The 15,998-nt window shown below is 71.3% G+C and carries 16 protein-coding genes and 2 pseudogenes; 6 read left to right on the plus strand and 12 right to left on the minus strand.

Annotated features, from left to right (window positions below):
• Positions 1-39: 39 nt before the first annotated feature.
• The 3 genes and pseudogenes from AC5JOC_RS04645 to AC5JOC_RS04655 form a co-directional block, all read right to left on the minus strand.
• Positions 40-300, minus strand: a pseudogene (locus AC5JOC_RS04645) (enoyl-CoA hydratase/isomerase family protein); the annotation flags it as partial.
• On the minus strand, positions 254-1,033 hold the full coding sequence (locus tag AC5JOC_RS04650) for a 3-hydroxyacyl-CoA dehydrogenase (protein WP_071260445.1): 780 nt from the start codon (positions 1,031-1,033) through the stop codon (positions 254-256). The pseudogene AC5JOC_RS04645 and the gene AC5JOC_RS04650, both read right to left, overlap by 47 nt.
• Before the next feature lie 34 nt (positions 1,034-1,067).
• Positions 1,068-2,249 (minus strand): thiolase family protein, encoded by a 1,182-nt coding sequence (locus AC5JOC_RS04655; protein WP_192006384.1) that lies wholly within the window; start codon positions 2,247-2,249, stop codon positions 1,068-1,070.
• 150 nt (positions 2,250-2,399) lie between these two features.
• On the opposite strand from AC5JOC_RS04655, the gene trhO reads away from it, so the two are divergent.
• From trhO to AC5JOC_RS04685, 6 genes and pseudogenes are all read left to right on the plus strand, one after another.
• Positions 2,400-3,383 (plus strand): oxygen-dependent tRNA uridine(34) hydroxylase TrhO, encoded by a 984-nt coding sequence (trhO, locus tag AC5JOC_RS04660; RefSeq protein WP_124767643.1) that lies wholly within the window; start codon positions 2,400-2,402, stop codon positions 3,381-3,383.
• Positions 3,384-3,395: 12 nt separating this feature from the next.
• A complete protein-coding gene (locus AC5JOC_RS04665; protein WP_194644880.1) occupies positions 3,396-3,869 on the plus strand; it encodes an SRPBCC family protein in 474 nt (157 codons plus the stop codon).
• Between the two features lie 144 nt (positions 3,870-4,013).
• Positions 4,014-4,968 (plus strand): annotated as a pseudogene (locus AC5JOC_RS04670) (L-lactate dehydrogenase).
• A gap of 214 nt (positions 4,969-5,182) precedes the next feature.
• Positions 5,183-6,088, plus strand: a complete 906-nt coding sequence (locus AC5JOC_RS04675) for an ATP-binding cassette domain-containing protein (protein WP_086475196.1) — start codon at positions 5,183-5,185, stop codon at positions 6,086-6,088.
• Positions 6,085-6,909 carry an ABC transporter permease subunit gene (locus tag AC5JOC_RS04680; protein ID WP_079706366.1) on the plus strand — a complete coding sequence of 275 codons (825 nt, stop codon included), beginning with the start codon at positions 6,085-6,087 and terminating at the stop codon, positions 6,907-6,909. Before AC5JOC_RS04675 ends, AC5JOC_RS04680 begins: the two co-directional genes overlap by 4 nt.
• Before the next feature lie 102 nt (positions 6,910-7,011).
• Positions 7,012-8,028, plus strand: a complete 1,017-nt coding sequence (locus AC5JOC_RS04685; RefSeq protein WP_494245568.1) for an MDR family oxidoreductase — start codon at positions 7,012-7,014, stop codon at positions 8,026-8,028.
• 269 nt (positions 8,029-8,297) lie between these two features.
• On the opposite strand, the gene AC5JOC_RS04690 is transcribed toward AC5JOC_RS04685, so the two are convergent.
• The 9 genes from AC5JOC_RS04690 to hemQ all read right to left on the minus strand — a co-directional run bounded on the left by AC5JOC_RS04690 (position 8,298) and on the right by hemQ (position 15,978).
• Positions 8,298-8,588, minus strand: a complete 291-nt coding sequence (locus AC5JOC_RS04690) for a hypothetical protein (protein WP_064294905.1) — start codon at positions 8,586-8,588, stop codon at positions 8,298-8,300.
• A 111-nt stretch (positions 8,589-8,699) separates the two neighbouring features.
• The gene (locus tag AC5JOC_RS04695; protein WP_138945552.1) at positions 8,700-9,110 is read right to left on the minus strand and encodes a DUF4190 domain-containing protein; all 411 of its coding nucleotides are present in this window, start codon (positions 9,108-9,110) and stop codon (positions 8,700-8,702) included.
• A gap of 193 nt (positions 9,111-9,303) precedes the next feature.
• Positions 9,304-9,651 carry a hypothetical protein gene (locus AC5JOC_RS04700; protein WP_064294907.1) on the minus strand — a complete coding sequence of 116 codons (348 nt, stop codon included), beginning with the start codon at positions 9,649-9,651 and terminating at the stop codon, positions 9,304-9,306.
• Positions 9,652-9,759: 108 nt separating this feature from the next.
• The gene (hemL, locus tag AC5JOC_RS04705; RefSeq protein ID WP_426738848.1) at positions 9,760-11,175 is read right to left on the minus strand and encodes a glutamate-1-semialdehyde 2,1-aminomutase; all 1,416 of its coding nucleotides are present in this window, start codon (positions 11,173-11,175) and stop codon (positions 9,760-9,762) included.
• Positions 11,172-12,179 carry a porphobilinogen synthase gene (hemB, locus tag AC5JOC_RS04710; protein ID WP_124767648.1) on the minus strand — a complete coding sequence of 336 codons (1,008 nt, stop codon included), beginning with the start codon at positions 12,177-12,179 and terminating at the stop codon, positions 11,172-11,174. Before hemB ends, hemL begins: the two co-directional genes overlap by 4 nt.
• Positions 12,180-12,240: 61 nt before the next feature.
• On the minus strand, positions 12,241-13,065 hold the full coding sequence (locus tag AC5JOC_RS04715) for a uroporphyrinogen-III synthase (protein ID WP_079706361.1): 825 nt from the start codon (positions 13,063-13,065) through the stop codon (positions 12,241-12,243).
• A complete protein-coding gene (gene hemC / locus AC5JOC_RS04720) occupies positions 13,062-14,009 on the minus strand; it encodes a hydroxymethylbilane synthase (protein ID WP_085514301.1) in 948 nt (315 codons plus the stop codon). Before hemC ends, AC5JOC_RS04715 begins: the two co-directional genes overlap by 4 nt.
• Positions 14,006-15,256, minus strand: a complete 1,251-nt coding sequence (locus tag AC5JOC_RS04725; RefSeq protein ID WP_124767651.1) for a ferrochelatase — start codon at positions 15,254-15,256, stop codon at positions 14,006-14,008. Before AC5JOC_RS04725 ends, hemC begins: the two co-directional genes overlap by 4 nt.
• Positions 15,256-15,978 (minus strand): hydrogen peroxide-dependent heme synthase, encoded by a 723-nt coding sequence (gene hemQ / locus AC5JOC_RS04730; RefSeq protein ID WP_064294913.1) that lies wholly within the window; start codon positions 15,976-15,978, stop codon positions 15,256-15,258. The genes AC5JOC_RS04725 and hemQ overlap by 1 nt, the downstream gene beginning before the upstream one ends.
• Between the last annotated feature and the right edge of the window lie 20 nt (positions 15,979-15,998).

Consider the following 15,998-nt stretch of genomic DNA (forward strand, 5'->3'; position numbering starts at 1 on the left):
GACGTCGCCACCCGCGCAGAACGCCGGACCGTTGGCGTCGAACAGGACCGCCCGGACGTCGTCGCGCTCCGCGATCTCGAGGGCGAGGTCGCGCCACCGTCTGGCCGCACGGTCGTCGATCGCGTTGAGGCTCGCGGGCCGGTTGAGCGTGAGGTGCGCGAGGCCGTCGCTCACCTCGAAGAGGATGGTGTCGTCGCTGGTCACGGAGTGGCTCCCTGGTCGGTGGATGGGTTCGTCGGCATCGGAGAGCCGGTCATTTCGGCGCCATCCGGATCGCGCCGTCGAGGCGGATCGTCTCACCGTTGAGGTAGCCGTTCTCGACGATGTGCAGCGCGAGCGCGGCGTACTCGTCGGGGCGGCCGAGGCGGGCCGGGTACGGCACCTGGTGCCCGAGCGACTCCTGCGCCGCCTCGGGCAGTCCGGCGAGCATGGGCGTCTCCATGATGCCGGGCGCGATCGTCACGACCCGGATCCCGAAACGCGCCAGCTCGCGGGCGATCGGCAGCGTCATCGAGTGCACCGCCCCCTTGGACGCGGCGTAGGCGGGCTGGCCGATCTGTCCGTCGAAGGCGGCGACGGACGCGGTGTTGATGATGACGCCGCGGTCTCCTGCGCCGTCGACGGGATCACCGTCCGGATCGTTGTGCTGCATCGCGTCGGCGGTCAGCCGGATGACGTTGAAGGTGCCGAGGACGTTGACGCGCAGGACGCGTTCGAAGGCACCGAGGTCCGCCGGGCCGTCGCGGCCGAGCACCTTCGCCGGTGGTGCGATGCCGGCGCAGTTCACGACGACCCGCAGCGGTCCACGCGACACCGCCGCTTCGACCGCCGCCTGCACCTGCTCACCGTCGGTGACGTCGGCGGGCACGAAGGTCGCGAACCCGCCGAGCTCCTCGGCCCGCTCCGCCCCGGGTGAACCGGGGAGGTCGACGAGCACGACGCGCGCGCCGGCACCGGCCAGCCGCGTCGCGGTCGCGAATCCGAGTCCCGAGGCGCCGCCGGTGACGATCGCCGAACTGCCGGTCACATCCATGTGCGTGGTTCCCTTCACGTGGTGGGCGCGCCCATCAGAGGCGCTCGATGATCGTCGCGTTGGCCATACCGCCGCCCTCGCACATCGTCTGCAGCCCGTAGCGGCCGCCGGTCGCCTCGAGCTGGCCGAGGAGGGTGGCGAGGAGCTTCGTCCCGGAGGCGCCGAGCGGGTGCCCGAGGGCGATCGCCCCACCCCGCGGATTGAGCCGGTCGTCGTCCACCCCGAACTCGCGTTGCCACGCGAGCGGGACGGACGCGAACGCCTCGTTGACCTCGAACGCGTCGATGTCGTCGATGCCGAGCCCGCTGCGCTCCAGGATGCGGCGGGTGGCGGGGAGGATGCCGGTGAGCATCTCGATCGGGTCGCTCCCGACCGCGGCGAAGGAGACGAAGCGCGCACGCGGCGTCAGCCCCAGCTCGAGCGCCCGGACCTCGCTCATGATGAGCGCGGCGGAGGCGCCGTCGGTGAGCGGTGAGGCGTTCCCCGGGGTGATCCGCCAGGCGATCTCGGGGAAGCGCGCCGCGAGCCGCTCGTCGCGGAAGACGGCGGGGAGTCCGGCGAGCGCCTCGGGGGTCGTCCCGGCACGGACCGTCTCGTCGGTCGTGACGACGGAACCGTCGGGGAGGGTGACGGCGACGACCTCGCCGTCGAACCCGCCGGACGCCCAGGTCGCGGCGGCGCGCTCGTGGGAGCGGGCGGCGAAGGCGTCGAGCTCCTCGCGGCTGAGGTTCCAGCGGGCGGCGATGAGTTCGGCGGAGACACCCTGGCCGACGAGGCCATCGGGGAAGCGGGCTCGGAGGGCGGAGCCGAAGGGGTCTGCCCCCTGCACGTTGGAGCCCATCGGCGCCCGACTCATCGATTCGACACCGCAGGCGATGACGACGTCGTTGCCGGCCGACATGACGCTCTGCGCGGCGAAGGTGGTGGCCTGCTGGCTGGAGCCGCACTGCCGGTCGATGGTGGTGCCGGGCGTCTCCTGCGGGAGGCCTGCGGCGAGCGCCGCGTTCCGCGCGATGTTCTGCCCCTGCTCGCCGGACTGGGTGACGCAGCCGGCGTAGACGTCCTCGACGACCGCGGGATCGATGCCGGTCCGCTCCACGAGCGCACGGATCGTGCCGGCGAGGAGGTCCGTCGGGTGCACGGCGTTCAGCGCACCGCCCGGTTTGCCCCGGCCGGACGGCGTCCGGATCGCGTCGACGATCACTGCAGTGCGCATAGCCATCTCCTTCGAGGTCTGCGTCCACCCTAGGCCTGGCGCCTGCGCGGACGGCGGCGGTTGTGGCCCTTCGACAAGCGAGGGGCCGGAACGTCCGTGTCCGCTGGACCGGCCCGACGATCCGCGGTCGGCGCCACGTACGATTGAGCGGTGGCCGACCCGAAGATCCTCCTGTACTACGCGTTCGCTCCCCTGGCGGACCCGGAGGCGATCCGGCTGTGGCAGCGCGACCTCTGCGAGTCACTCGGTCTCCGTGGCCGCATCCTCATCTCGAAGGACGGCATCAACGGCACCGTCGGCGGCGAGCTCGACGCCTGCAAGCTCTACGTCCGGAAGACGAAGGAGCACCCCGCGTTCCGCGACCTCGACGTGAAGTGGAGCGACGGCTCCGGCTTCGACGAGGACGACCCCGTGCGCACGGCCAGGCACCGACCCGCGCCCTGGCGTCGGAGTAGCGACTTCCCGAAGCTCAGCGTGAAGGTGCGCGAGGAGATCGTGTCCTTCGGCGCCCCCGGTGAGCTCGTGGTGGACGAGCACGGCGTCACCGGCGGCGGGGTGCACCTGCAGCCGACGGAACTGCACGAGCTCGTCGCGGAGCGCGGCGACGACGTCGTGTTCTTCGACGGCCGGAACGCCTTCGAGGCCGAGATCGGGCGGTTCGCCGGTGCGGTCGTGCCCGACGTCGCGACCACCCGGGACTTCGTCGCCGAACTCGACAGCGGCAAGTACGACCACCTGAAGGACAAGCCGGTCGTCACCTACTGCACGGGCGGCATCCGCTGCGAGGTGCTCTCGGGACTCATGCGCTCTCGCGGCTTCGGCGAGGTGTACCAGCTCGACGGCGGCATCGTCCGGTACGGCGAGCAGTTCGGCGACGACGGCCTGTGGGAGGGATCCCTGTACGTGTTCGACAAGCGGGGCTCGCTCGAGTTCAGTGATCATGCGGCCGTCATCGGGCACTGCGTCGTCTGCGACGCGTCGACGAAGCACCTGCAGAACTGCGCGGACCCCTCCTGCAAGACGCAGTTGGTCGTGTGCGAGGCGCACGCGGACGGGCCCGACGGCGGCCCGCGATGCGCCGTGCACACCGGGGCCGACGTCTCCACCGATGCTCGCACCGGCCGGCCCGCCTGAGCCGCCACCGTCATGACCGCCCACTTCCGCCTCCGCACCGAGCTCGCCGGGACGATGCAGCAGGCCTTCGACCTCTCGCGGTCGATCGACGCCCACCTCGGCTCGATGGCGGACACCGGTGAACGGGCGGTCGGCGGCGTGACCTCCGGGCTGATCGGCCTCGGTGAGACCGTCACCTGGCGGGCGAAGCACTTCGGTGTGCCGTGGACGATGACGAGTCGGATCACCGCGTTCGAGGAACCCCACCGGTTCACCGATGAACAGGTGTCCGGTCCGTTCCGGACGTTCCGCCACGTCCACCTCTTCGAACCGCTCGAGCGCCCGATGGGGACGGCGCGGACCATCATGCTCGACGACGTCACGTTCTCGGCGCCGTTCGGTCCGCTCGGGGTCGTGGCCGAACACGTCGCGCTCACCCGGCACCTGCGACGGCTCATCGAGTCGCGGAACCGGTGGTTGGCTGAGGCACTTCGACAAGCTCAGTGACCGATAGGTGCGGCTCAGTGACCGGAGGGTGCGGCGGTCCGGTCCCTGAGCCTGTCGAAGGGCGGATACCTCGACATCGAGACAACCCGACACCTGTCGTGCCGCGCCCTGACCGCGCACATCCGCCCCTGCCAAGATGGAGCCATGGGTGCTCGCACGAAGTCGAAACTGGCCATCATCGGGGCGGGGAGCGTCGGTTCGTCCCTCGCCTACGCCTCGCTCATCCGCGGCAGCGCCCGGCGGGTGGCGCTCTACGACATCGACGGCAAGCGGGCCTCGGCCGAGGTCCTCGACCTCGCCCACGGGACGCAGTTCACCGGGTCGAGCAGCATCACGGGCGGTGACGACATCTCGGTCGTCGCCGATGCGGACGTCGTCGTGATCACGGCCGGCGCGAAGCAGGAACCCGGCCAGACCCGACTCGACCTCGCTGGCACGAACATCCGCATCCTCGAGCAGCTGCTCCCGAAACTCGTCGAGCACGCACCGGACGCCGTCTACATGCTCGTCACGAACCCGTGCGACGTCCTCACCGTCGCCGCCCAGCAGATCACGGGGCTGCCGCGCGAACGCGTCTTCTCCTCCGGCACCGTCCTCGACACCTCCCGGCTGCGCTGGTTGCTCGCTGAGCGCGCGGGTGTCGCGACCTCGGCGGTGCACGCACTCATCGTCGGCGAGCACGGCGACAGCGAACTGCCGCTGTGGTCGCAGGCGACCATCGGCCCCGTCCCGATCCTCGACTGGGAGCTGCCCGACGGCTCGCGCTTCACGGAGCAGCAGCTCGACGAGATCGCGACCGACGTCCGGACGGCCGCCTATCGCGTCATCGAGGGCAAGGGCGCGACGAACTACGCGATCGGGCTCTCCGGGTGCACGCATCGTCGAGGCCATCCTCGGCGACGAGCACGCGATCCTGCCGGTGAGCACCGTGCTCGACGGGTACCACGGCGTCAGCGGGGTCGCCCTGTCGGTGCCGAGCATCGTCGACCGTTCGGGCGTGCGCTCGGTGGTCGAGGTCGCGATGTCGCCCCGCGAGGAACAGCAGTTCGCCGACTCGGCCGCTGCCGTCCGCGCGTCGCTCGACTCCCTCGGGCTGTAGCAGCCGACCTCCTCCTCGACTCCGCCGTCCCTGTCTCAGGAGAGGTGCGGCGCGCCGCCCCGATGCGCGCCGGCCACGCCGGGCATCTCCTGAGACGGGGCCACCGGCGCCTTCACCGGGATCTCCCCCGAGCGGCCGATGCGCAACCGGTGTCGGCCCCGATAGCGTTGCAGGACGAGGCGCGGATCCGGCCGCGCCCCTGGGGAGGCACCGGATGACCGCTGGCGTGACGATCGAGTTCGATGGACTCTCGAAATCCTTCGGGGCGGTGCAGGCGGTCGACGACTTGACGTTCCACGTGGAACCGGGCAAGGTCACCGGCTTCCTCGGCCCGAACGGCGCCGGGAAGACGACGACCCTGCGCATGCTGCTCGGCCTCGTGCAACCGACGTCGGGGAGGGCGACCTTCGGCGGTGTCCCCTACGCCAAGCTGCCGGTCCCAGCAGCGACCGTCGGAGCGGCTCTCGAGGCGGCGAGCTTCGTCCCCGGCCGCACCGCCCGGAACCATCTGCGCGTGCACGCCTCGGCAGCGCGTCTGCCGGCGAGCCGGGTGGACGTCGTGCTCGCGCAGGTCGGCCTGCTCGAGGTCGCAGACCGACGCGTCGCCGGGTACTCGCTCGGCATGCGCCAGCGGCTCGGTCTCGCGACCGCGCTCCTCGGCGACCCCGGTGTGCTCGTCCTCGACGAACCGATCAACGGGCTCGACCCCGAGGGGATCAAGTGGATCCGCGGCTTCCTCACCGCACTCGCGGCCGAGGGTCGGACCGTCCTCATCAGCTCGCACCTGCTCAGCGAGGTGCAGCAGTCCGTCGACGAGGTCGTGATCATCGCGAAGGGACGGCTTGCGCACGTGGGCACGCTCGCGAGCCTCGACGCCGCCGACACCCTGCGCGTCGTCGTGAACTCCCCGGAGCACGAGCGGCTCGCCACGGCGCTGACCGCCGCGGGGTACACCTTCGACCAGGCCCGCGCGGGGCTCGTCGTGCACGATGTGGAGGCGATCGACATCGGCCGGGTCGCGCTCGCCGCCGGCATTCCGCTCAGTGCGTTGTCGCGGCATCGATCAGGGCTCGAGGATTCGTTCCTCGCGCTCGTCAGCGGTGGGGAGGACCACGCATGACCTCACTACTGGCAGCCATCCGCTCCGAGTTCCTCAAGGTGTTCACCACCCGCGTGTGGTGGGGCCTCGCGCTCATCCTGTTCGTGTACGTCGGGTTCGCCGCGGCCGGGGCGGCGCTCCTCTTCGCCAACATCCCGGGCGCGGCCGAGTCCAGCGGGGCCGGGGCGCAGGCGACGAGCGAGATGCTCACCCAACCCGGTCTCATCTACGGCTTCGCGACGAGCATCGGGTACGTCTTCCCCGTCCTGCTCGGTGCGCTCGCCACGACCGGCGAGTTCCGGCATCAGAGCCTGACGCCGACGTTCCTCGCCAACCCGAACCGCGGCCACGTCCTCGTCGGCAAGGTCCTGGCACTGACCGGGGTCGGCGCGCTGTACGGCGTGATCGCGCTGGTCGCGTCCGTCGGTCTCGGCGGCGGCGCCCTGGCCATCAGCGGCATCGATCCGATGCTGACCGACCCCGACACCTGGGCGCTCATCGGCCGTGCGGTGCTCGCGATGGCCCTGTGGGGTGCGATCGGCGTCGGTCTCGGGGCGGTGCTGCCGAGCCAGGTGGGCGCGATCATCGTCGTGCTGGCCTTCACGCAGTTCGTCGAGCCGCTGCTGCGCCTGGCCTCCTCATTCTCCGAGGTCACCGCGTCCATCGGCCGGTTCCTGCCGGGTGCTGCGACGGACGCGCTCGTCGGACCGAGCTTCTACTCGATGATGTCCGCTCAGCAGGACGCGCTGACCTGGTGGCAGGGCGGACTCGTCCTCCTCGGCATCGGGGTCGTCGTCGCGCTCATCGGCTACGCCACGACCTGGCGCCGCGACGTCACCTAGGCACGGCGCGCGCGACGGCTCAAGCCAGCCAGCCTCTCGCCGGCGAGGCGTAGGCTCGACGGACAGCCACCGACCGGTCACCGCACCGGAGACAGGAGCACCATGGGCCGCGCATACCTCGTCGAGCAGGTCGAGCACGAGGGTGGCAAACCCACCCGGACGGTCGACCTCCGCGACCTCCCCGACGCCTCGCTGCCCGACGCCGCCGTCACCGTCGACGTCGAGTACTCGAGCATCAACTACAAGGACGCCCTCGTCCTCACCGGGAAGCCGGGCGTCGTGCGGTCGTTCCCGATGGTCGCGGGCATCGACCTCGTGGGCGTCGTCGCGGCGTCGAGTGATCCCGCGTGGAGCGCCGGCGACCGCGTGGCCCTGTTCGGCGACGGCCTGAGCGAGACCCGGTACGGCGGGCTGTCCGAGCGTGCGAAGGTGCGGTCCGACGCGCTCGTCCGCGTCCCCGACCACGTCTCGAGCGCACAGGCCGCCGCGATCGGCACCGCCGGGTACACCGCGGCCCTCGCCGTGCTCGCGCTCGAGCACGGCAGCGCGACCTCCGGTGCCGTCCGCGTCGGCGGGCTCCCCGTGCTCGTCACGGGAGCGGGTGGCGGGGTCGGAAGCATCGCGATCGCACTGCTGGCCGCCGCCGGCTTCGAGGTCACCGCCTCGACCGGGCGGGTCGACGAGCTGGGTGACGCCCTGCGGCGGCTCGGAGCGACGTCGATCGTCGACCGTGCCGAGTTCGCCGAGGCCGGCCGCCCACTCGGCAGCCAGCGCTGGGCGGGAGCCGTCGACTCCGTCGGCGGTCAGACGCTCGCGACGGTCCTGTCGCAGGTCGAGTACGGCGGGACGGTCGCCGCCTGTGGGCTCGCCGGCGGGTCCGACCTCCCGACGTCGGTCATGCCGTTCATCCTCCGCGGGGTCACGCTCGCGGGCGTGAACTCCGTCGAGGCACCGCTCCCCCTGCGGCAGGCCGCCTGGGAGCGCGTGACCACCGCGCTCGACCTCGACGTGCTCGACACCCTGACCGAGACGGTCTCCCTCACCGAGGCGACGGATGCGGCGGAGCGGGTCCTCGCAGGCTCCGTCCACGGCCGGATCGTCGTCGACGTCCGCGCCTGATCGGACCCAAGGAACAGGCCCGGCCGTCCCCAACTCAGGAGAACCGCGGCGCGGCGCACGCCCACCCGGGCGACACACCGGCCGACTCCTGAGACAGGGACACTACCGAACCGGCACGACCGAACTCAGGAGAGTTGCGGCGCGGCGCACGCCCACCCGGGCGACACACCCGCCGACTCCTGAGACAGGGACACCGCCCAGCGCTCCAGGAACGCGACAGCGGCCGGTGCCCGAAGGCGACCGGCCGCTGCCGACGGGACTGCTGAGACTCAGTAGCCGGCGGTCGACATGACCGAGCCGAGCGCGACGGCGTAGAAGATGCCGCCGATGATGCCGAGCACGACGAGGATGATGCCGATGATGACACCGATCTTGGCGAGCTGGTTCGGGTAGCCGGCGTCCTTCGACTGCTTCTGCGCGACGAGGCTGATGATCAGGCCGACGAGCGGCACGACGATCGCGAGGATGAGGCCGACGAGGCCGAGCGTCTTGCCCGGGTAGTCGGCGGGCAGGGCGCCGCCCGGCTGCTGCGGGGCGTTGTACTGGGGTGCGTTGGTCATGATGGTTCCTCTCGAGGATGGTAGATGCGCCACGGGCGCGAGCCAACAGTAGTGGGTTAGATACCCGACAGGCGATGGGGACAACTCCCCAATCGCCCGGATGTCACCGGGCTACGGGCAGGTGATGGTGGTCGTGCCGTCGGTGTGGACACCGCTCCCGAGGGAGGCGCACGCCTCGTTGAACGCCGCAGCACCGATCGCGATACCCGCGATGGTCGCGATGATCGCGATGACGATGAAGACGATCGACAGGATGAGGCCGACCTTCGCCAGCGTGTTCTTGACTCCCGCGTTCTTCGACTGCACCAGGGCGACGATGCTGAGGATGAGGCCGATCGGCGGGGCGAGGAACGCGAGGATCAGGCCGACGATGCCGAGCGTCTTGCCGGCGGTCGCGTCGCCGGAGGGAGCTGCGCCGCCGGAGTACGCGGGAGCCGCGCCGTACTGGTCCTTCGGGGGCTGCGGCGCCTGGGGAGCCTGCGGCGGCTGGCCGGGGTATTCACCGGGAGGAGGAGTCGACATGGCTGTGGTCCTTTCGAACAGGCGGATCTACGGAGGTTCGAGCGGGCCCAGAATACCGGTCAGACGTCGTTTTGTGCCCTGTTCGAGGCAAATGATTGCGTACGGCCCTGATCAGCGCCAGGATGCGCGGCGCACCGCGTCCTCGCCCACGATCCGGATCCGGCCGAGACCGCCGTGCGTCCGGCAGCTCGTCCTAGTGCAGGTCGAGGGCGGCGATGAGCTCGGCGCTGCGACGGGTCGTGATGATGAGCCGCGAGTACTCCGCGTCTTCGAGATCGATGACGACCGACGGTTTGGTGCCCTTGATCACCAGGAAGTCCATACCACCGTGGAACTTCCACTGGCCGATGGCGAGCGTCAACGGGATCGCGGTGCCCGGCGCACGGATGCCCCGGACCCAGATCCACGGGTCGTCGGTGATGGTGGCGGAACGGATGCTCGACCGTGGCACGACGACGTTGCTCCGACGCAGCGAGAGCGCCTTGTCGTACGCGGACAGCTCGATCTCCAGTCGGTCGGGGTGCAGACGCAAGGAGGCCATGCCTCTAGTCTGCCAACCCCCACCGACGTTCGCGTTGCCGGAAGTTCACAAAGCGGTAACGCATGGTCTGTGCAGCGTCCGACGTCGCCTGCGGAGCGACCGTCCGACTCAGCGGATGGCCGCCGCAGCCGCACGGGCCGCTGCGGGCAGGGCGTCGACGATACGCCCGATCGCCTCGTCGTCGTGCGCCGCGGAGACGAACCAGGCCTCGTACACGCTCGGCGGGAGCGACACCCCCGCGTCGAGCATGCGGTGGAAGAACGCCGGGTAGCGGAAGGCGTCCTGCCGCAGGACCGCGGCGTAATCGGTCGGTGCCGTCTCGCTGAAGGCGAAGGAGAACAGGTTCCCGGCGCGTTGCACGGTGTGCGCGACCCCGGCCTCCGTGAGCGCGTTCGAGGTCGCCTCGGACACGATCGCGGCCGCCGCGTCGACCCGACGGTAGACGTCCTGGTCGGCGAGGCGCAGCGTCTCGATGCCGGCGGCGAGGGCCACCGGGTTCCCCGAGAGCGTCCCGGCCTGGTAGACCGGGCCGGTCGGTGCGAGCAGGTCCATGAGCTCGGCGCGCCCACCCAGCGCAGCGAGGGGCATGCCGCCGCCGATGACCTTGCCGAAGGTGAAGAGGTCGGGCTGGTACACGCCGACGGGGATGCTGATGGCACCGGTCGAGTTCGCGACGGCGTGGTTGCCGGCCTCCCAGGCCTCGGCACCCGGGACGGGCTCCGTGCCGGGCGCGACGGCGGCGAGTCCGCGGTTGTCGAGCCCCCACCAACCGGCGGAGGAGACGCGGAACCCGGTGAGCACCTCGTCGATGATGACCAGCGCGCCGTACTCGTGCGCGAGCTTCACGACGCTCGCGTTGAACCCGGGAGCCGGCGGGACGACGCCCATGTTGGCGGAGGCCGCCTCCATGATGATCGCGGCGATGTCCTGGCCACGCTCGGCGAAGACCTCGCGGAGTGCCGACCGGTCGTTGTACGGGACGACGATCGTCTGGGCGGCCGTCTCGGGAGTGACCCCGGCGGACCCCGGCAGGGCGAGGGTCGCGACGCCCGACCCCGCTTCGGCGAGCAGGCCGTCGGAGTGGCCGTGGTAGTGCCCGGCGAACTTCACGATGAGGCTGCGACCGGTGGCACCGCGCGCGAGGCGGATGGCCGTCATGGTCGCCTCGGTGCCGGTGGAGACCATGCGCAGCTTCTCGATCGGCGCGACACCGGACGCCTGGACGCGCTCCTTGACGAGCTCCGCGAGCTCGGTCTCGGCCGGGGTGGACGCGCCGAAGGAGAGGCCGCGGGCCGCAGCGGCCTGCACGGCCTCGACGACCTGCGGGTGCGCGTGTCCGAGGAGCGCGGGGCCCCACGCGCTCACGAGGTCGACGTACTGCACGCCCTCGGAGTCGGTGATGTAGGGGCCGGTCGCGGACACCATGAACCGCGGCGTGCCGCCGACGGAGCGGAAGGCACGGACGGGCGAGTTCACCCCACCGGGGATCGACCGCTGGGCTCTGGCGAATGCTGCGTCGTTCATCGGGTTCCTCCTGCACGCAGACCGCGCGCCTCATCCAACCAACCGGCGAGTTCGACGGCCCAGTAGCTCAGGACGGCCTCGGCTCCGGCGCGCTTGATGGACAGCACCGACTCCTCGATCGCGCGTCGGCGGTCGATCCAGCCCTGCCGGGCGGCGGCCTCGATCATCGCGTACTCGCCGGACACCTGGTACGCCCAGACCGGGATCGACACCGTGTCCGCCACGTCGGCCAGGACGTCGAGGAAGCTCCCTGCGGGCTTCACCATGACGATGTCGGCGCCCTCTGCCTCGTCGATGAGCGCCTCGCGCAGACCCTCACGACGGTTGGCGGGGTCGAGCTGGTAGGTGCGGCGATCGCCCTGCAGCTGCGAGTCGACGGCCTCGCGGAAGGGGCCGTAGAGCGCGGACGCGAACTTCGCCGAGTAGGCGAGGATGATCGTGTCGTCGAACCCGGCGGCGTCGAGCGTCTCGCGCACGGCGGCGACCTGGCCGTCCATCATGCCCGAGAGGCCGAGGAGGGCCGAGCCGGACTCCGCCTGGGCCAGCGCCATGTCGCGGTAGCGGTCGAGCGTGCGGTCGTTGTCGACGCGCCCGCGGTCGTCGAGGACACCGCAGTGTCCGTGATCGGTGAACTCGTCGAGGCAGAGGTCGGTCTGCACGACCAGGGCGTCGCCCACCTCGGCGACGAGCGCGCGGGTCGCGACGTTGAGGATGCCGTCGGGGTCGGTCGCGCCGGAACCCACGGCGTCGCGCTCGGCCGGGACGCCGAAGAGCATGACCCCACCGATGCCGGCCGCGGCCGCCTCAGCCGCGGCGCGCTTGGCGCTGTCGACGGTGTGCTGCCGGACACCCGGCATCGAGGAGATCTCGACCGGCTCGGAGACGCCCTCCCGCACGAACATGGGGAGCACCAGCTCCGCCGGGTCGAGTCGCGTCTCGCTGACGAGGCGACGGATGGCCGGCTGCTGCCGGAGACGACGGGGACGGGTCTCGGGAATGCTCACCCGTCCAGCCTACGCGCCGCTGCCGACGCGCCCTCCCGGTTCGCGCAGGGCGTGAAGCCGGTCAGCGGATCCCGTCGCCGGCGTCCTCGTCGCGGTTCCGGCTGAGCGCCACGGACACGATCGCCTCGATCAGCGAGTCGACCGTCTGCTGCTCCGCCACGACGTCGACCCGGAGCCCGTAGCCTCGGGCGTCACGAGCCGTGCGGGGTCCGATCGCCGCGATGACGGTGCTCTCGGGGATCTCGGGGAACTGCGAACGGACCTGCTCCGCCACGCTGCCCGAGGTGACGAGGATGGCACGCACCCGGCCGCTGGCGACGTCGGCGACGATCTTCTCGGCCACCGGGACACCGACCGTGCGGTAGGCCACGACGGACTGGACGTCGTGTCCGGCGGCGATCAGGCCCTCCGTGAGGAGCGGCTTGGCGATGGCCGAGCGGAGCGTGAGGATGCGCTTCGGGTGCGGTTCGAGCGCCGTGAGCTCCTGCACCATGCCCTTGGCGGAGTTGTCCTTCGCCGGCACGAGGTCGACGCTGTAGCCGACGGCGGTGAGCGCGGCAGCGGTCGTCTCGCCGACGGCGGCGACCCTCGTCGTCTCGGGGATCCGGATCCGCTGCGAGGACAGCACGTCGACCGTGGTCGCGCTCGTCACGGTCAGCCAGTCGAACTCGCCCGCCTCGAGCGCCGCGAGCGCGGCCCCGAGGGTCTCCGGGTCGTCGGTGCTGGCGAAGTTGATCATCGGGGCGACGACGGGCGACCCGCCCTTGCCACGGACCGTCCCGGCGACCGAGTCGCCCCACGGACCGCCGCGCGGCACGAGGACGCGCCACCCGCCGAGCGGCTTGGTGGCGGTGGGAACGGTGTTCGACTTCGTCCAGTCCTTCACGCAGCGCCTCCCAGCGGGGCGAGGTCGGCTGCGCCGGCCTCGATGAGCTCGTCTGCGAGCGAGACACCGAGTGCGTCGGCCGCCTGGAGCAGCTCGCGTCCGTGTCCGTCGCCGGAGAAGCCCTCCGCGCGGCTCTCCAGGTGGATCATCTCGGTGCCGTCGAGCGAGTAGACGGCGGCCTGCAGGACGAGGTCCTCGTCGTCGAGCCAGGCTGCCGCGCCGACGGGGGCCGAGCAACCGGCCTCGAGCCGACGGAGCACGGCCCGTTCCGCCGTGGCCTGCCAGCGGCTCGGCGCGTGGTCGAGCAACGCGATGGAACCGGCGATGGACGATTCGTCGTCGTCGAGGCACTCGATCGCGAGCGCCCCCTGCCCCGGCGCGGTCGGCCAGGTGTCGAGGTCGAAGAGCCCGGTCACGGCGTCGAGGCGTCCGAGGCGGGTGAGACCGGCGGCCGCGAGGACGACGGCGTCGAGGTCGTCGTCGATGCGGCGCAGGCGGGTGTCGATGTTGCCGCGGATGTCGACGACCTCGAGGTCGGGCCGGATGCGCTTCAGCTGGGCGATCCGACGCGGTGAGCCGGTGCCGATCCTGGCACCCTGCGGCAGGTCGTCGAGCGAGCGGTCGTCCGAGGCGCACAGGGCGTCGCGCGGATCCTCGCGCATCGGCATGGCGGCGATCGTGAAGCCCTCGGCCGGAGCCGTCGGCAGGTCCTTCAAGGAGTGCACGACGAGATCGCACGCGCCGTCGAGCAGGGCGTCGCGGAGCGCGTTGACGAACACACCCGTCCCGCCGATGGTCGAGAGCGACTCGCGACTCGTGTCGCCCTGCGTCGTGACGGTGACGATCTCGACGTCCTCACCGGTGGCCGCCGTGAGGGCGTCGGCCACATGACCGGTCTGCGCCAGCGCCAGGGCGCTGCCGCGGGTTCCGATGCGAAGGGTCATGGGGCGATCCCCGAGAACGCCGGTTTGAAGCCCAGCCGGGCGTTCTCGCAGCACCCGGGGCGGCAGACGTCGTACCAGGGGCCGAGGTCGGTCATGTGCGGTCGTTCCTCGACGGGCGTGCCGTCGCGGCGCTCGAGGACGAGGTCGACGAGTCCCTTGACGTAGGCGGCGGCGGTGCCAGGCGTCGGGACGCGGACGGCGGCCAGGCCGTGCTCGCCGGCCGTCTCGATGGCCTCGTTGTCGAGGTCCCACATGACCTCCATGTGGTCGCTCACGAAGCCGAGCGGCACGATGACGATCGCCTTGCGGCCGGCGGCGGGCAGCTCGGCGATCGCGTCGTTGATGTCGGGCTCGAGCCACGGCATGCTCGGCGGGCCCGAGCGGGACTGGTAGACGAGCTGCCACGGCACCGAGACACCGCTGCCGACCGCGCCACCGAGGACACCGGCCTCACGGAGCTGGTCGATGGCGTTCGCCATGACGACCTCGGCCACCGCGAGGTGCTGGGCCTCGTACGCGCCGTGGTCGCCGAAGCCGCGGAAGTCGGGGCCGGAGCGCGCGGCGTCGCCGGTGGGGATCGAGTGCGTCGCGAAGAGCACCTCGATCTCCGTCTCGGCGGAGAGCTCGGGCTGTTCGCGCAGGTACTCGGCGATCGCGTCACGGACACCGTCGATGAACGGGGTCACGAAGCCGGGGTGGTCGAAGAACTGACGCACCTTGTCGATCTGGATCTCGCCCTGGAGGTTCGTCTCGTCGACGGCGATCGCGAAGTCCTCGCGGTACTGCCGACAGCTCGAGTACGAGGAGTAGGCGCTCGTGGCGATCGCGATGAGCTTCGTGAAGCCGCGCTCGTGCGCCTCGGTCAGCGCGTCGCGCAGGTACGGGTCCCAGTTGCGGTTGCCCCAGAGGACCGGGAGGTCGATGCCACGTGAGGCGAGTTCGAGCTCCAGGGCCGCCTTGAGCGCACGGTTCTGGTCGTTGATCGGGCTGACGCCGCCGAAGTGGCGGTAGTGGTGCGCGACCTCTTCGAGACGCTCCTCGGGGATCCCGCGCCCGCGCGTGACGTTGCGGAGGAACGGGATGACGTCGTCCTGGCCCTCAGGCCCGCCGAAGCCGGCGAGGAGGATGGCGTCGTAGTCCGTCGGCTCGGAGACGTGCTCAGGACCGGCCGCTGCAGCGTCGGTCGCGCCGCGGACGATGCGCTCGGGGGCCTCGGCTCCGGTGCTCCCCAGGTTCATGGCGGCCATCAGCGCACCACCTCCAATGCCTCGGCGGGCGTGATACGGCGGCCCGTGAAGAACGGCACCTCTTCGCGCACGTGGCGGCGCGCTTCGGTGTTGCGCAGGTCGCGCATGAGGTCGACGAGTTCGACGACGTCGTCGGCCTCGAGCGGCAGGAGCCACTCGTAGTCGCCGAGGGCGAAGGAGGCGACGGTGTTGGCGAGCACACCCGTGAACGCCGCGCCCTGACGGCCGTGCTCGGCGAGCATCTTGCGACGCTCCTCCTCCGGCAGGAGGTACCACTCGTAGCTGCGCACGAAGGGGTACAGGCAGAGCCAGCCCTTCGGCTCGATGCCGCGGAGGAACCCGGGGACGTGCTGCCGGTTGAACTCGGCGTCGCGGTGGACGCCCATGGCGTTCCAGGTGGGCGCCAGCGAACCGAGGATGGCGGTGCGGCGCAGCTCCCGGAGGCCGGCCTGCAGGCCCTCGGCGGTGTCGCCGTGGAGCCACAGCATGAGGTCGGCGTCGGCGCGGAGGCCGGAGACGTCGTAGATGCCGCGCAGGGTCACGCCCTGGGCTTCGACGAGCGCGATGGATGCTTCGAGTTCGGAGACATGCTCTTCGCCGAGCGGCAGCGCACTCGCCGGCTCGCGGCGCAGGACAGCCCAGAGGGTGAATCCTGAGGGGCCAGTCGGGGTGGCTGAGTCGGTCGGGTGGTGCGATGCCTCGGCAGAGGCCGGGTGAGTCATAGTCCTATCCTCACCCAGTT

The organism is Plantibacter sp., assembly GCF_059073635.1.

Bases quoted from the DNA above. Each gene is read 5' to 3' on its own strand.
- AC5JOC_RS04700 (WP_064294907.1), bottom strand. From the start codon at position 9,651: ATGGCCTCCTTGCGTCTGCACCCCGACCGACTGGAGATCGAGCTGTCC.
- AC5JOC_RS04680 (WP_079706366.1), top strand. From the start codon at position 6,085: ATGACCTCACTACTGGCAGCCATCCGCTCCGAGTTCCTCAAGGTGTTC.
- hemL (WP_426738848.1), bottom strand. From the start codon at position 11,175: ATGAACGACGCAGCATTCGCCAGAGCCCAGCGGTCGATCCCCGGTGGG.
- AC5JOC_RS04725 (WP_124767651.1), bottom strand. From the start codon at position 15,256: ATGGCCGCCATGAACCTGGGGAGCACCGGAGCCGAGGCCCCCGAGCGC.
- AC5JOC_RS04690 (WP_064294905.1), bottom strand. From the start codon at position 8,588: ATGACCAACGCACCCCAGTACAACGCCCCGCAGCAGCCGGGCGGCGCC.
- AC5JOC_RS04655 (WP_192006384.1), bottom strand. From the start codon at position 2,249: ATGCGCACTGCAGTGATCGTCGACGCGATCCGGACGCCGTCCGGCCGG.
- AC5JOC_RS04695 (WP_138945552.1), bottom strand. From the start codon at position 9,110: ATGTCGACTCCTCCTCCCGGTGAATACCCCGGCCAGCCGCCGCAGGCT.
- hemQ (WP_064294913.1), bottom strand. From the start codon at position 15,978: ATGACTCACCCGGCCTCTGCCGAGGCATCGCACCACCCGACCGACTCA.
- AC5JOC_RS04665 (WP_194644880.1), top strand. From the start codon at position 3,396: ATGACCGCCCACTTCCGCCTCCGCACCGAGCTCGCCGGGACGATGCAG.
- AC5JOC_RS04650 (WP_071260445.1), bottom strand. From the start codon at position 1,033: ATGGATGTGACCGGCAGTTCGGCGATCGTCACCGGCGGCGCCTCGGGA.
- hemC (WP_085514301.1), bottom strand. From the start codon at position 14,009: ATGACCCTTCGCATCGGAACCCGCGGCAGCGCCCTGGCGCTGGCGCAG.
- AC5JOC_RS04685 (WP_494245568.1), top strand. From the start codon at position 7,012: ATGGGCCGCGCATACCTCGTCGAGCAGGTCGAGCACGAGGGTGGCAAA.
- AC5JOC_RS04675 (WP_086475196.1), top strand. From the start codon at position 5,183: ATGACCGCTGGCGTGACGATCGAGTTCGATGGACTCTCGAAATCCTTC.